This is a genomic window from Clostridium sp. L2-50 (genome assembly GCF_000154245.1).
Taxonomy (GTDB): domain Bacteria; phylum Bacillota; class Clostridia; order Lachnospirales; family Lachnospiraceae; genus Coprococcus.
This window is the reverse complement of record NZ_DS480324.1, coordinates 112,675-128,580: the sequence shown is the minus strand read 5'-3', so window position 1 is coordinate 128,580 and position 15,906 is coordinate 112,675. Positions and strand designations below refer to the sequence as shown.

Genomic DNA, 15,906 nt, shown 5'->3' with positions numbered 1-15,906 from the left:
CTATCTAGTTGCTTTCATATGTTTCAGAAAATAAAATTCTGCAAATAACAATATTTCTGATAAAAAAGGGAATACTTGATTTTAACCGGAGCATATGATATATTGTGTTTAGGCAAAAACGATATTAACAGTCCGTAAGGGCAACAAAAAAGCCATGAGATGCCACTCATGGCTTTTTCTATTCCGTTTCGGCAAAGGTGGCTTAAACCTTAGGCTGGTTGCCGATTATTTGTCTCCGTCCAACCATTTGCATATGTAGTAGGCAACTACACTTGCCATAACAGAGATAATAAACGATACTAACACTTCCGTAAGTCAACCCCCCTTTCTGTGCCTATATAGGGGTGGCAACGGATTTAGTATATCACAGATGAAACTCTTTTACGAACAAAAAAGATGCCATTTACAACATAACCGCGACTTCGAAGGTATCGCCCTTGTCGGTAAACTCGACCGTGCCATCGTATTTGGCGACGATCTGACGGATAATCCGGACACCCCTGCCATGGTTTTCTGCATCGAGTTTTGTTGTATGGAATTGATTTTCTGTAACAGAAATCTCCGTTCTTTTGGAATTTTCAATGGTAACAAAGAAGTTGCTTCCACGATTCAATATCGATATATGTATGTATCTTTTATTTTTCCCATTTATATCCTGTGCCGGTACAGACTCGGCTGCTTCTATCGCATTGTCTAACAGATTGGCAAACAGACGGATCTTGTCGACATCTTCCATCTGAATCTCCGGTAAACCGGTCGGGATATTATAGGTAAATGCGATCTGTTTTTCTGTTGCAAGATCCCGCTTATCTGAGATCGTGCAGTCAAGGATCGTGTCATTTGTCACAATCATCTGTCTGATCTGTTCGATCTCCTTCTTCTTTTTTTCTATATATCCTTTGGTGTCTTTCTGTTCTCTGATCAGTTCATTGATCTCATTTGAAATCTCATATATCTTTTTATTGGTATCCTCGATCGTCTTCATATGCGTATACGAAGACTGAATACTTCTTGTAAACTGTTGTCTTTTCTTTTTCAGCTTTTTTGCTGAAATGATATTGTAGATCAGCGATCCTATAAGCGCAATTACTACTGCTATAATTATCCATGTTTTCTCGTTTATCTGCGGCATATTATCCTCTGATTATCCTATTTCTATATGTAACTCTGCAATACAGGTGATCCGGTATGCAATAAAATTTTATACTTAGCTATCCTATCTGTGCGTACAAATTTTAGTATATCTATTATTTTTTCTCTGTCAATAATATTTTTGCCTTTAGATTTTGTCCCAGATAACACCCTGACTGCGTTTTCCTCTTTCTATAAAAATTATATATATGGGTTGACTCTTTCATTTTTGAAGTTATAATAGTTCTAAAAAAAACTTAATTAAGAAATGAGGAATATATATGATCCTACAACCGCCATCCAATATTTTTGATATGACAAAAAGCCTGATGAAGCTTCAGGAAAAATATCTTGAAAGCATCCGGACAGACTATAAGCTTTCACGGATTGAAGTTATCATCATTACTTTTTTACACAATAATCCGGCACATGATACTGCCAGAGATATCGTAGCGTTTCGTATGCTGCAGCGTGGAAATGTATCCACAGCCATTGATTCTCTCGCCGACAAAGGCTATCTGACCAGACATCCGGATACAAATGATAAACGGATCATTCATCTGAAGCTCTCTGATAGATCAATTCCCGTTGTACATGCGATCGAGAAAAAGCAGGATGAACTGATCTCCTGCATCTTTGAAGGTTTTTCAGATGATGAAAAGAAGAATTTTGCATCCTATAACAAGCGTTTGTATGACAATGTGTTATCGCATTTAAAATAACATGATCACACCCTGTCACCTGAATACTTCGCAGTTCGGACAATACTATATTCAGGCAAGCTTATATCACAATTAACTTTTATACAATATAAAACATCAATCAAAGGAACGAGGAATATACATGAAGAAACAAAGACAAGCCTACAGCATGACTGATTCTCCAAACAACACATCAAAAGCTTCACCACCAACCGGCGGAGAATCCATATCGAAAAACGGAAGAAGCAACCAACCGAACCGGATTGCCCACAACGCAGGCTCATCCGACCGGGAATTTCTGGCAAAAGAACCGATCGGTAAATTATTGGCAAAGCTCGCACTTCCTACAGTCGCCGCACAGATGATCAATATGCTGTATAACATCGTTGATCGTATTTACATTGGTCATATTCCACAAAACGGTTCACTGGCACTTACCGGTGTCGGTGTCTGTATGCCCCTTATCATGATCATCTCCGCTTTCGCGGCTCTGGTCGGAAATGGCGGTGCTCCACGGGCTACCATCTATATGGGCAAAAATAAAAAAGACGATGCCGAGAAAATCCTCGGTAACTGTTTTACCATGCAGATCATCTTATCCGTTATACTGACTGCTGTTCTTCTGATTTGGAATCGCGATCTGCTTCTGGCATTCGGTGCAAGTAAGAATACCATTAACTATGCAACCTCATATATGAATATCTACGCAATCGGCACAATCTTTGTACAGCTCACTCTGGGTATGAATGCATTTATCACTGCACAGGGCTTCGCCAAAGAAGGTATGTTGTCCGTACTGATCGGTGCGATCGCGAATATCATCTTAGACCCGATCTTTATCTTTGCGCTTCATATGGGGGTAAAAGGTGCGGCTCTTGCAACGATCATTTCTCAGGGCTGTTCCTGCATCTGGGTCTTAAGCTTCCTCTTCGGCAAACGGACAACACTCCGTATCCGTGTGAAAAACCTCGGTTTGCAGGCCTCCTATATCCTGCCATGTCTGGCACTCGGTTCTGCTGTCTTTATCATGCAGGGAAGTGAAAGTATCATATCTGTGTGCTTCAACTCCTCCCTTCTGAAATATGGCGGAGATATGGCAGTCGGTGCTATGACGATCCTTACCAGCGTCATGCAGTTCGCCATGCTCCCACTTCAGGGACTTGGGCAGGGTGCTCAGCCGATCATCAGTTATAACTATGGTGCAAAAAATGCATCCCGAGTAAAGGATGCATTCAAACTTCTGCTAAAGGTCAGCCTGACATATTCTGTTTTATTATGGCTTTGCATTATGTGTTTCCCTCAGGTTTTTGCATCCATCTTTACCCCGGATACAGCCCTGATCGCATTTACCAAGGATGCACTTAGATACTACCTTGCGGTTATGTTCTTATTTGGAATCCAGATCTCCTGTCAGATGACATTCAATGCTCTCGGCAACGCTCCGGCATCCATCATCGTTGCGATCATGCGTAAATTCGTCCTGTTGATCCCATTGATCTTCATTATGCCGCATATCTACACCGCAGATAAGACAATGGCTGTCTACATGGCAGAACCGATCGCAGACCTGATCGCCGTAACCTTCACCGCCATCCTGTTCTTCTTCCAGTTCAGAAAGGCACTACGAGAGATCGAGTAAATAATTCTATCAGATAAAATGACCGGATAATCATATCCTGTTCTTACAGGCATTTGACTATCCGGTCGTTTATATTTTTCATCGAGCTTTTTCGTGCTTTAATTCAGGCAACACCGTGGCACACATTGTAAAGAAGCTGGCACATCCGCCGATCAGATTCGAGATTGGCTCTGCCCAGAATACACCATCCACTCCAAGATTTCCGATTTTCGGAAGCAGAATGGTAAGCGGCACTACGATAAACGCCTTCCGAAGCAGAGAAAAGAAGGTAGCCTTTTTCGCCTTTCCAAGCGCAAGGAACACACTCTGTCCGGTAAACTGCAATGCCATAAAACAAAATCCAAAGAAATATATATGTAATGCCGGAACCCCTTTTGCGATCAGTTCCGGTGAATGATTAAATATACGGATAAACGGCTCCGGGAACAATCTGAGAATGCCCCATGCCGCAAAAGTATAGGTTACGCATAATATAGTCAGGAAACGGATGGCTTTCCGTACCTTCTCATATGCCCCTTCTCCATAATTAAAGCTCATGACCGGAGATGCACCATTTGTAATACCCATAACCGGAAGTGTACAGATATCGCGCACGGAATTCAACACGGTCATAACGCCCACATAGATATCCCCACCATAGACCTGAAGTGTCGCATTACATACAACCTGTACCAGACTGTTTGTAAATGCCATGATAAAGCTGGATACTCCCAGACCGATGATCCGCAAAACCCGTTTCCACTGCAGCCACATACAGCTCCATTTCAAATGAAGCACTGCCCGTTTTCCGGTCAGGAATACAAGTACCCATACTGTCGAGCAAAACTGAGAAATGATCGTCGCAATAGCCGCTCCTCTTACTCCCAGATTTAAAACAAAGATAAATATAGGATCCAGTATTATATTTAAAACTGCTCCGATCAGAACCGATATCATCCCTGTATTTCCAAAGCCCTGACTGTTGATAAACGGATTCATTCCTACCGATACCATGACAAATACCGTTCCCAGCAGATAGATCTGAATATAGGAGCCTGCATATGGGAATGTATCATCACTTGCACCAAACAGATAAAGAATCGGCTTATAAAAGATCAGCCCGATAATCGTCAATACAATTCCTGTTCCGATCAATAACGTAAAAGCATTTCCCATCAGATGCTCTGCTTCTTCATCATTACCCTTACCGCGTTCCATGGAACAAAGCGGTGCACCTCCATTTCCATACAGATAGGTAAAGGCGGTGATCAGTGAAATGATCGGAAAGCACAGACCTACCCCTGTCAGTGCAGTTGTACCGACTTCCGGGATCCGTCCGATGTAGATCCTGTCAACCACGTTATATAAAAGATTAAGTAGCTGTGCCAGAATCATTGGTACAGCTACTTCTATAATATTTCTATATACATTTCCACTTGAGAAATCTGTCTGATGTGCCTGCAATACCGTCTTCCTCTTTCAAAATAACATACAATATGATCCGTTCTGTTCCGTCAATACTTTCAAAAGCATTCTCTGTCAGAAAATACTTTTCAGAACTGTCTTTTATATTATATTCTTTTTTGAAGTGAAGTCAAATAACACTTATCCTCTATGCGTGATAAAGGTTGACCGCCTTTTCGATCAGTGCCAGTTCCTCTGCTTCCATCTCGGTTGTTCTCTGCTTCTCAGCAGCCTTCAGATTACTGAGTATCTGTTCCGGCTTCGATGCACCGATCAAAACGGTTGTAACCTCCGGTTTGTTCAGCAGCCATGCAATCGCAAGCTCTGACAAGCTCATATTATAGCCTGCTGCAATATCATTTAACTCTGTCAGAAGCGGACGCATCGATACGACCTGATCCTCATGAAGGAACCGTCCGTCTCTTGCCACCCGACTGTCCTTTGGAATATTCTGCAGATATTTATCGGTTAACATACCCTGTGCCAGTGGAGAAAAGCAGATCAGTCCTCTTCCGGATGCATATGTCTGCTTCAGTAGTCCGTTCTTCTCAACTGTCCGATCCAGAATATTGTAACGATTCTGATTGATGATAAACGGACAATGCAGTTCGTCCAGAATCCGCTCTGCTTTCGCCATCGTCGGACCGTCATAATTCGACAGACCTACGTATAAAGCCTTACCGCTTCTTACGATCTGTGCAAGTGCTTCCATCGTTTCTTCTAATGGTGTGTTCGGATCCATGCGATGATGATAGAAGATATCTACATATGGAAGTCCCATTCTCTTTAAGCTCTGATCCAGACTCGCGATCAGGTATTTGCGGCTGCCCCAGTTGCCATAAGGACCTTCCCACATATCAAATCCTGCTTTTGTACTGATCACCATCTCGTCTCTGTAAGCACTCATTTCTTCCCGGAGGATTCTGCCGAAGTTTTCCTCTGCGCTTCCATATACCGGACCGTAATTATTTGCCAGATCAAAATGTGTGATTCCGTGATCAAATGCGGTAAAGCACATCTGTTTCATATTCTCATAATTATCTACACTACCGAAATTATGCCAGAGACCAAGTGCGATCGGAGGAAGCATCAGACCGCTTTTACCGCAATGGCGGTAAAAATCCGTTCCTTCTGTCTCTGTATATCTGGTCTTTGAAGCTGTATATTCAGCCATATAAACTAACCCCTTTCTATCTTAAACAAACAGGCAATTGTATCTTCTCTATGCCCTGTATTCCGGCACGTTTACAATTGCCTGTCTGTTACTTATTTACTGAATATTTTCATTATGCACCATAGCCATCCGGATTCATGCTCTGCCATCTCCATGAATCTGCGCACATCTCGTCAATTCCGTATTCTGCTTCCCAGCCAAGTTCTTTCTTAGCAAGAGTTGCATCAGAATAACAGGTTGCGATATCACCTGCACGACGAGGCTTGATCTCATAAGGAATCTTCTTGCCGCATGCCTTCTCAAATGCCTTAACAACATCTAAAACGCTGTATCCTTTTCCTGTACCCAGATTGTAAATCTTTACACCCGGATTCTCTTTGATCTTATTGATCGCTTTTACATGACCCTTGGCAAGATCTACAACATGAATATAATCTCTGACACCTGTTCCGTCCGGTGTATCATAGTCATCACCGAATACACCAAGACAAGGAAGCTTTCCTACCGCTACCTGTGCTACATAAGGAAGCAGGTTGTTTGGAATACCCTTTGGATCTTCTCCGATCAGTCCGCTCTTATGTGCTCCGATTGGATTGAAGTAACGAAGCAGGATTACATTCCATTCCGGATCTGCTGTGTGGATATCTGTCAGGATCTGCTCAAGCATATGCTTGGTCCAGCCGTAAGGATTTGTGCAGACACCCTTTGGACATTCCTCTGTGATCGGAATAAATGCAGGATTGCCATATACGGTTGCAGATGATGAAAAGATAATGTTCTTGCATCCATTCTCGCGCATTGCCTTGCAAAGTGTTAATGTACCCGCAATGTTATTCTCATAATATTCGAGTGGCTTACGAACAGACTCACCAACTGCCTTTAAGCCTGCAAAATGAATTACTGTATCCGGCTTTTCTTTTGCAAAGATTTCATTCATTGCATCCAGATCACGGATATCCTTCTCATAAAATGTTACGTCTTTTCCTGTTATCTCTTTTATTCTTCCAATTACTTTCGGACTCGCATTATACAGATTGTCAACAACTACTACATCATATCCTGCTTCTAATAATTCAACGCAGGTATGACTTCCAATATAACCAGCACCACCTGTTACTAAGATCTTCATATCATAATCCTCCTGTAAAATAAATTCTTAACCTTCGGTTATCACAACATTTATCGGTACCGGATTCTCTGTTACGATAACCACTATCATCATTATACACGAGAATAAAAACTAATCAATAGTTTTTGCTAAATTTTTACTAAAAGTTAGTAAATTTTATTCTTTTTGTTTACTGCATGAATTCTACCGCATGCTTCCGCTTCCATATCGGCATCAGATTCCGCTGGCAGGTCGGATTCTTCCGCTGTTCAATCCCGATCGTATGAAAGAAGGTCTTCCAGAGTTCGGTATATTCATCCTTCAATAATTCCGTCTGTCGGAGCGTCTTCATTTCCTCATCGGACAACTCCCGCAAATACATCTTCTGAGCCTTTTCCTTCATATATCGGTTCTGTTCTGAAATCTCTCTTTCTCTATCTGCCTGCTGCCCTGAGTAATGTTTTCCCGGATGGATCACCGCATACTTCCGGTTATCATCAAGGATCATAAAATATTCATCCGGCATCCGGTCTGCAAAATGCTCTGCCACCTGATAGATCACATCATGCTTCGGTTCCAGATGACAGACATACACCTTATTATCGATCGAATTGAATCTGGCAAATTCCCGAAAATGATGAATTTCATTTCCAACTGCCCGCCGAATCTCCAGCATCCGGCTAACCGGAGGCTCTGCAAGCATCCCGATCACCCTTGGTCCTGCCTGAAATCCGATCCGCAAAAACCGGTAGATATCGTCCAGTACATCATCTTCCATCAGACAGGCATAATACACATCGATATATGCCTGCATCCCGATCTTATTTCGAACGGAACGCAGAACCTTTTCCGTCTTTTCTGCATCGGCATCCACATGGACATACTCGTCAAATAAAGTTGCCTGCACGATCGGCTCCGTCCGTAACTGCACCTTATCATGTCCGACCCGGAGTGCATAAACCCATGCATCATAGATGCAGGTCATCATATCTTCTAATTGATGTTTACAGGTAAATATCCTCATATTTACATTCTCCCATCTATATCCTCATCTATCTATAAAATCTATCCTGACAATATTTCTTCATACAATCGTCTATTCTTAAATAGGATTTTACATTTATCCACAAATCAATTCGGAACTCCAAATACTCCCTGAGCATCAAAAAAGGATAACTGCCTATATTCTTCTTCCTTATGCTCTACCTGCCAGTTTTCTTTTGCATACTCGCCTATCAGTTGTCTGGTAATATACTGCTCTTCGATCGGTATCTTATACATCATCCGTCCTCCACAGGTAATAAAATAATGCGCCCGTTTCAACACCACGCCCATCTTCTTCAGATGGTCAAATTCCAGATGTCCGTACCGTCTCGCCTTTACGATCCTGCCTGCTGATTTCGGTCCTATCCCCGGCACCCGGAGCAGCGTATCATAAGAAGCTGTCTGCACTTCGATCGGGAACTGTTCCAGATGCCGGATCGCCCAGTCGCATTTCGGATCCATCCGGACATTAAAATTCGGTCGCTCCTCCGACAACAATTCATCTGCCTGAAATCCGTAAAACCGCAGCAGCCAGTCTGCCTGATACAGTCGGTGTTCTCTCAGAAGCGGAACCGGAGTCGCAAGAGACGGAAGTGCCGAGTCCTCATTTACCGGAATATAGGCGGAATAAAAGACACGTTTCAGATCATAGTTCTGGTATAACTTCTGTGTTGTCTGAACCAGCGTATAGTCGCTCTCATCGGATGCCCCAATGATCATCTGTGTACTCTGACCTGCCGGTGCAAATGCCCGTGGCTTCCATGTATCCTGAGTTGCCGGAGCAAAGGAAGCAGCTTTCTTCCAAAGAGAGCCGCCTCCATTACTCTGTGCTCCGGTCAGCCGTAACTGTTCTTTCCCGAATATACTTCCCGGCAGGTAACGATTCCCCAGACTGCGTTCCATTCTTGCATCTTTCCCTATCAGGGTTCTTGTCTCTGCGATCGTATCACGCACCTTCCCCATCGGAGTCATGATCGTCTGGAAACTCTTATTCGGAGCAAGCTTCTTTAGGCTCTCCGCAGTCGGCAGCTCCAGATTCACACTGATGCGGTCGGCCAGAAATCCGGCAGCCGCAAGTAGTTCATCCGGTGCACCCGGAATCGTCTTTACATGAATATATCCGTTGAACCTGTATTTTGTACGAAGGAGCTGTAAGGTTATACAGATCTGCTCCATCGTGTATGCCGGATCATGGATCACACCGGAGCTTAAGAACAGCCCTTCTATATAATTCCTTTTATAAAATTCGATCGTCAGTTCACAGATCTCCTCCGGCGTAAAAGTGGCACGCTTGACATCATTCGATACTCGGTTCACGCAATACTTGCAGTCATAAATACAATGATTCGTCATCAGAATCTTGAGCAGAGAGATACAGCGTCCGTCTGATGCAAAGCTGTGACAGATTCCGCAGGATCGTGCATTTCCGAGCATTCCTTCCTTTCCTTTTCGATCCACACCGCTGGATGTACATGCCACATCATACTTCGCCGCATCCGCCAGTATATGTAATTTTTCCTGTATAGTTTTATTTGCTTGTATTTCGAACATATGTTTATTATAAGAACTTACGTTCGATTTTTCAAGTGGAAATTTTTGTTTTTTGTGTTTGCGGACGAAAAAGGCTTCCGCTCTACCTTCGACGTAATGGTACATAAGGCTGCAAAATACGCAGCCTAAGTACCAACGCGAATAAACTGAGACCTTAACGAGGGGACCGAGTTTAGTTCGAAGTTACACAGAGGGGGCAGGCTTGCTTCACAATAATAATACTCTCGTCCATTTTGCTCAAAAACAATACTTTGCAAACAGGTTTGATATATCTGCAATATTAACAGGAAGCCTTTTTCTGTCTTTGTAATAAACTACATGCATATTTCCACATTTAAAAATCAAACTGGTAATCGTTTCATATTGCGAAAATGTTACAGAATTATTACAATTCCATTGTACTCGATCGATACATTTATAAATTACAACAGGAGGATCTTATTATGTGTATGAATTGTAACTGTTCAGATCTTTGGAATATGATCTGCAAATATCTGGGTTTAGGCTGTTAAATTAAAAAAAGGCTTCCCACTAATGTATGGGCTTATATCTTTATGGAACAGACCTTTTTTCACGTCGGTCCTTAGTGAACTGCGATAAGCAGTGAACTTAGTACCGTTACGTGAAAAATAGAACGCAAGTGTTCTGTGAAATAAAGGATATAGCCCATGCATCAGTGGGAAGCCTTTTTATTATTAAATATTTTAATTATTTCTTCTTATTCTTCAAGTCTGTCACCAGAATCATTGCTGCGCCGACTACCATAACGATCGCACCGATCAGCAGGAAGATGGTTCCATAGCCAAGGCTATAGACTATATCGCCATTGGTATTATTCTTAATCTGAACCATTGTATTGACCAGATCGATCATGATCACAGCCAGAGTCAGGATCGCTGTAAGTAACGTCCATTTTCTTGCATTTTTAAATACCATTATAATACTTGTGATCAATGCAAAAAATATAACAAGGATTCCATCTCCACTCAGGAAATTGACGGATTCTGTTGTTCCATCCACAGTCGCCTGAACGAACGGCTGGAAGTTTGCCCATATCAGAAGCACCGCCATAAGTCCGATCAGAACTCTTCCGATCGCAACAGGTTTCGGTGTCTCCATCTTCTCATTTGCTACATTTGAAAACCGTTTGGAGATTCCTCCATAGGTCTTACTGTAATCCATAATGGATAAATCTTTCTCTCTGTGCTCTCCACTGCCGGAGGTTGTCTGCACAGAATCTTTCTCATTCTGTTCTGCCATAAAAAACTCCTTTAATTACTCCTCTGGGACAAGGCTACGATCGTGAAACGATTTACAACCTTTGTCATTGCTTCCTACTGCTCCCGGAAAATGATATTTCCTGTCGCTGCATCCATCTCGTCTACAATTGCAAGGGATTCCAGATGATATCCCAGATTCCGGATGATCTGTCCGCCGGTCTGGAAGCCTTTTTCGATTACGATACCGATTCCCGCAACATTTGCACCGGCTGATGTCACGATAGAGATCAGTCCCTGAAGGGCACAGCCATTTGCAAGGAAGTCATCAATGATCAGAACATTGTCGTCCGGATTCAAGAACTTCTTTGACACGATAACCTGATTCTTACATTTGTGGGTAAAGGATTCTACCTCTGCCACATACACTTCACCTTCTATATTGATGCTTTTTGATTTCTTCGCAAAGATAACAGGCACATCAAACTGTCGCGCTGCCACACATGCGATCCCGATTCCGGATGCCTCGATCGTGAGAATCTTATTGATCGGCGTTCCTTCAAAACGCTTCTTAAATTCTTCACCGATCTGGTCAAATAACCGGATGTCCATCTGGTGATTCAAAAAGCTGTCAACCTTTAATACATTTCCTTCTTTGACAATTCCGTCTTTTACAATTCTTTCTTCTAAGAAATTCAACTGTAGTTCCTCCTTGAGATTGCTTTCGTCCTTAACAAACAATTAGTACAATCATACATCATTTCTCGACGAGATTCTACTGGAAATGTATTTTTTATGATTCGGATTATTTACGCCTACCAGTCTGATCCCATTTTGCTGAGTGCTGATGCAATACTATCAATTCCAAGCACGATCAGATACAGTCCGATCAGATAACCGAATGCGACAACTGCCATAATCGGTTCTATCAGAAGCATAATTCCGATCACGATACCGATGATATTCAACAACAGGGATACAAGTCCGAAGCTGTTACCTGCAAAATACCGTACAGTGCTGATATGGGACAGTCTGGATATACTGTGCATAATGATCCAGAGTGCAAAGAGCCAGATCACTAACCGTTGTGCGGCTCCCGGACAGAGAATCAGCATCATACCAAGCAGGGTACTTAAGATGCCGGAGGTCAGGGATACTGTCGGTACAACTCCCATATGCCGCTCCATCTTTACATAGAATATAATATCAGCTATACCGCTGACTGCTGCCACGATTCCGTAACAGATGACAATACTGTTCAACATACTTTCAGGACGGATCATCGTAAAGATGCCAAGTATAGTGAGTATGATTCCAAGTATCAGCTCCATCCAGCCAAATTCTGTTCGTTTCCTCATAATTCTCACCTCTTATCCTGTAAAATGCTCATAAATTCGTCTCCTGTGATCGTCTCTTTCTCATATAAAAAGGCTGCCAGCTCATCCAGCTTTTCCCGGTTCTCCTCTAAGATCTTACGCGCTTTTTCATGCTGAACCTTCACCAGTTCTACAACCTTGCGGTCAATCTCCCGCTGGGTTTCCGGTGAACAGGTAAGGGATGTATCCCCACCAAGATACTGATTATTTCTCGTCTCCATCGCAACCATATCAAAGTCATCATTCATGCCATACTGGGTAATCATCGCCCGTGCGATCTTCGTTGCCTGCTCGATATCATTCGATGCTCCGGTCGTAACTTCACCGAATATCACTTCCTCTGCTGCACGTCCACCGGTAAAGGTTGCAATCTTATTTTCCAGTTCTTCTTTTGTCAGCAGATATTTGTCTCCCTGTTCCACCTGCATGGTGTAGCCGAGCGCACCTGAGGTTCTCGGAATGATCGTGATCTTCTGTACCGGTGCCGAGTGCGACTGCATGGCCGCTACGAGTGCATGGCCGATCTCATGATAGGCAACCACATGCTTTTCTTTATCTGATAAAACAGCATTCTTCTTCTGATATCCTGCGATAACTACTTCTACGCTTTCTTCAAGATCTGCTTCTGTAACGATCGTTCTGCCTGCCCGTACTGTCCGAAGAGCTGCTTCATTTACGATATTTGCCAGCTCTGCACCGGAAGCTCCTGCTGCCATTCTTGCGATCGTATGGAAATTCACATCATCCGAAACCTTGATCTTTCTGGCATGTACCTGAAGGATTGCTTCCCTTCCTTTCAGATCCGGAAGTTCAACCGGAACTCTACGGTCGAATCGACCCGGACGGGTAAGTGCAGGATCAAGCGATTCCGGTCGGTTTGTTGCCGCCAGGATGATAACGCCGTTGTTTCCTTCAAAGCCATCCATCTCAGTCAGGAGCTGGTTCAAGGTCTGTTCTCTTTCATCATTTCCTCCGATCTGTCCGTCACGCTTCTTACCGATCGCATCGATCTCATCGATAAATACGATACATGGTGCTTTTTCCTTTGCCTGCTTGAACAGATCTCTGACCTTGGAGGCACCCATACCTACAAACATTTCTACGAATTCCGAACCGGACATCGAGAAGAACGGTACATTGGACTCTCCCGCAACTGCTTTTGCAAGCATTGTTTTACCGGTTCCCGGAGGACCTACTAACAGGACACCTTTTGGCATCAAAGCACCGACATCCGTATATTTCGCAGGGTTGTGCAAATAATCAACGATTTCTGCCAGATTTTCTTTTGCTTCATCCTCTCCTGCGACATCCGAGAAACGGATACCGTTTGTTGACTGCACATATACCTTGGCATTGCTCTTGCCCATTCCAAAGGACATCGCATTCTTACCGCCCGCCTGTTCGATCAGCTTCTTACTGAAATACTGACCCAGTCCGATGAATATAATGATCGGAAGAAGGAATGTCAACAGGAAATGCCAGACCGGTGATACCGTCTCATCGACATTCTTTGAAAATACCGCTCCGGCATCGTATAACCGTTCCGTCAGTCCCGGATCATCCATAGCTCCGGTCTTATAGTATGTGTTCTTATCCTTGTCTGTGAAGATGATCTCAGAATCATCCACCTCTACTTCACCAATATTTTTCTCATTGATCATCTTCATAAATGTTCCGTAATCTACTTCCTTGACCTGTATCTTCATCAGAAGCGGATAAATAAACATATTAAAAACCAGAAGAACGACCAGCACGATCCCATAATAGAAGATCAACGGCTTCTTGGGTGATTTTACTTCTTTCATATGTCTCCTCTCTTTCCGGCAGGTACCTGTAATTTCTACATATATGTACTGCCTTTTCCTGTATTATTTCCAAGTTTCGCAAATTATCGCAGCAATTGCCGCTGACCTGTGTTGACACAGCTTTTGGTATTGCTTATGCAGGAAAAGCTATTAGCACTCGCTATATAAGAGTGCTAAGTTTCTTTTAGAACAATATAGCCAGAAAAAAAGGAAATGTCAATCTCTTTTATAAAGATTTCACACTTCCTTTACAGCTTTTTATTTTATATTATTTTGATACATCAATTATAAATTCCGGCGTTCCCATTGCTCCTGCACCCAGCTCATATTTATTAAAAAATACCACAACCTGATCCTTGTCATTGATATAAAACTGTGTATCTTCATTGATCAAATCTTCCAGATCTAAATCTTCCCAGAGATAGAATTTCTTTTCGTCGTCCCAGGTATTGATCTGCTTCTGAACCTCATCGGCTATGATCTTCTTATAATTGCTGCCAAACCATTCTTTTAATGTAATATCCTTTCCTGTATCCAGATCAATGTTATAATAGAACATCTGGTAATAACCGGTTGCCCGGGTCTCATTTTCACTGATCACAAAAGATACATAATGTTCATCCAGACATTTGACCTCATAGTCAATAACGATATCATATGGGATAAAGTTCTTCGGATCTCCCCCGGTTAATATATAAGCGTTATACTCTTCTTCCGCACGCTTCTTACTTGCTTCCACTTCCTGGTTGATCATCTTTGCTATCTCACGATTCACACGCTTTTCCAGTTCGGAATTTCCGGTATTATTCAACTGCGGAACTTTCACATTTACATATTTGGCTTCATCCGCATATTCATATTCCCGGAAGGTAAATACCTGACACACAGGACCGATAAACGGCGTATCTGCTGCTGCCTTTGCAAACGTCGGAGATACATTCAGCAGAACCACAAATATCAAAAACATTGCAGCTACGGCCTCTCCTGCATAACGCAGTATATGTTTCTTCCGTCTCGTATATATATTAACAGGCTTCTGATCCGACATCCCTGTGCTCTCTGTCGTCAGCCCTTCTTCTATCGCATCCTGAACTATGGAATTCAATTGTTCCGGGATTTTTATATTTTCATATTCCTCTTTATTAAACTTCATCATAAACCTCCAAATCCAGCTTTAAGAGTTTCAAAGCCTTATACAACCTTGATTTTACTGTGTTGATATTATCTCCTGTAACCTCTGCGATCTTGTCAAATTGCATATCTTCAAAAAAACGCAAAAGAACGACTGTTTTCAATTTTGCCGGAAGCCGATCCATAGAATGATACAGATCGACATATTCCTCCTGCTTTCCCGTCCTGTCTGTACTGTCTTCAAGTGAATCATCCTCCTGCAGATAGACAACCTTTTTTTGCCTTCGCAAAGCCATCAGACATTCATTGATCAGTATACGATACGCCCATGTTTCAAAGTATTCCGGACTTTTTACCTGGCTCCGGTTCTGCAGTATCTTAACGACCGCATCATGAACCGCATCTAAAGCATCCTGTTCATTCTTCATATAGCCAAATGCCATCCGATAAAACTTCTCCTGATTATCCTCAATAAATCGTATCACTATAGTTGACCGGATTCCCGTATCTTGTGATTCCTGCTTTTTATAACCGGCACGTTCATTCTGATATTTCGTTTTTCTTAAAATACTACGCTCATTCACGT

The 15,906-nt window shown here is 42.6% G+C and carries 14 protein-coding genes; 2 read left to right on the top strand and 12 right to left on the bottom strand.

Features of this window, described 5'->3' with window-relative positions; genetic code table 11:
- Nucleotides 1-403: 403 nt before the first annotated feature.
- Complete coding sequence (locus CLOL250_RS10200; protein WP_008402334.1) at nt 404-1,132, bottom strand: ATP-binding protein; 729 nt, start codon at nt 1,130-1,132, stop codon at nt 404-406.
- A 280-nt stretch (nt 1,133-1,412) separates the two neighbouring features.
- On the opposite strand from CLOL250_RS10200, the gene CLOL250_RS10195 reads away from it, so the two are divergent.
- Nucleotides 1,413-1,853, top strand: coding sequence for a MarR family winged helix-turn-helix transcriptional regulator (locus CLOL250_RS10195; protein ID WP_008402333.1), 441 nt, complete (start codon nt 1,413-1,415; stop codon nt 1,851-1,853).
- A 121-nt stretch (nt 1,854-1,974) separates the two neighbouring features.
- Nucleotides 1,975-3,471: an MATE family efflux transporter gene (locus tag CLOL250_RS10190; RefSeq protein ID WP_008402332.1), complete on the top strand. Its 1,497-nt coding sequence runs from the start codon at nt 1,975-1,977 to the stop codon at nt 3,469-3,471.
- A 78-nt stretch (nt 3,472-3,549) separates the two neighbouring features.
- On the opposite strand, the gene CLOL250_RS10185 is transcribed toward CLOL250_RS10190, so the two are convergent.
- The 11 genes from CLOL250_RS10185 to CLOL250_RS10135 all read right to left on the bottom strand — a co-directional run bounded on the left by CLOL250_RS10185 (nt 3,550) and on the right by CLOL250_RS10135 (nt 15,904).
- Nucleotides 3,550-4,914, bottom strand: coding sequence for an MATE family efflux transporter (locus tag CLOL250_RS10185; protein WP_044945890.1), 1,365 nt, complete (start codon nt 4,912-4,914; stop codon nt 3,550-3,552).
- Nucleotides 4,915-5,062: 148 nt separating this feature from the next.
- Nucleotides 5,063-6,088, bottom strand: a complete 1,026-nt coding sequence (locus CLOL250_RS10180; protein ID WP_008402330.1) for an aldo/keto reductase — start codon at nt 6,086-6,088, stop codon at nt 5,063-5,065.
- Nucleotides 6,089-6,200: 112 nt separating this feature from the next.
- Nucleotides 6,201-7,217: a UDP-glucose 4-epimerase GalE gene (galE, locus tag CLOL250_RS10175; protein WP_008402329.1), complete on the bottom strand. Its 1,017-nt coding sequence runs from the start codon at nt 7,215-7,217 to the stop codon at nt 6,201-6,203.
- Nucleotides 7,218-7,386: 169 nt separating this feature from the next.
- Nucleotides 7,387-8,220, bottom strand: a complete 834-nt coding sequence (locus CLOL250_RS10170; RefSeq protein WP_008402328.1) for a TIGR03915 family putative DNA repair protein — start codon at nt 8,218-8,220, stop codon at nt 7,387-7,389.
- 107 nt (nt 8,221-8,327) lie between these two features.
- Entirely contained in the window at nt 8,328-9,791 is a 1,464-nt protein-coding gene (locus tag CLOL250_RS10165) for a putative DNA modification/repair radical SAM protein (RefSeq protein ID WP_044945888.1), read from the bottom strand.
- A 708-nt stretch (nt 9,792-10,499) separates the two neighbouring features.
- Entirely contained in the window at nt 10,500-11,051 is a 552-nt protein-coding gene (locus CLOL250_RS10160) for a hypothetical protein (RefSeq protein WP_008402324.1), read from the bottom strand.
- 74 nt (nt 11,052-11,125) lie between these two features.
- Nucleotides 11,126-11,707, bottom strand: a complete 582-nt coding sequence (locus tag CLOL250_RS10155; RefSeq protein WP_044945885.1) for a xanthine phosphoribosyltransferase — start codon at nt 11,705-11,707, stop codon at nt 11,126-11,128.
- 116 nt (nt 11,708-11,823) lie between these two features.
- On the bottom strand, nt 11,824-12,366 hold the full coding sequence (locus tag CLOL250_RS10150; RefSeq protein WP_008402321.1) for an HdeD family acid-resistance protein: 543 nt from the start codon (nt 12,364-12,366) through the stop codon (nt 11,824-11,826).
- Between the two features lie 5 nt (nt 12,367-12,371).
- Complete coding sequence (ftsH, locus tag CLOL250_RS10145; RefSeq protein ID WP_008402320.1) at nt 12,372-14,189, bottom strand: ATP-dependent zinc metalloprotease FtsH; 1,818 nt, start codon at nt 14,187-14,189, stop codon at nt 12,372-12,374.
- A 268-nt stretch (nt 14,190-14,457) separates the two neighbouring features.
- Nucleotides 14,458-15,342, bottom strand: a complete 885-nt coding sequence (locus CLOL250_RS10140; protein ID WP_021944519.1) for a DUF3298 and DUF4163 domain-containing protein — start codon at nt 15,340-15,342, stop codon at nt 14,458-14,460.
- Entirely contained in the window at nt 15,332-15,904 is a 573-nt protein-coding gene (locus CLOL250_RS10135; protein ID WP_008402317.1) for a sigma-70 family RNA polymerase sigma factor, read from the bottom strand. Before CLOL250_RS10135 ends, CLOL250_RS10140 begins: the two co-directional genes overlap by 11 nt.
- Nucleotides 15,905-15,906: the final 2 nt, after the last annotated feature.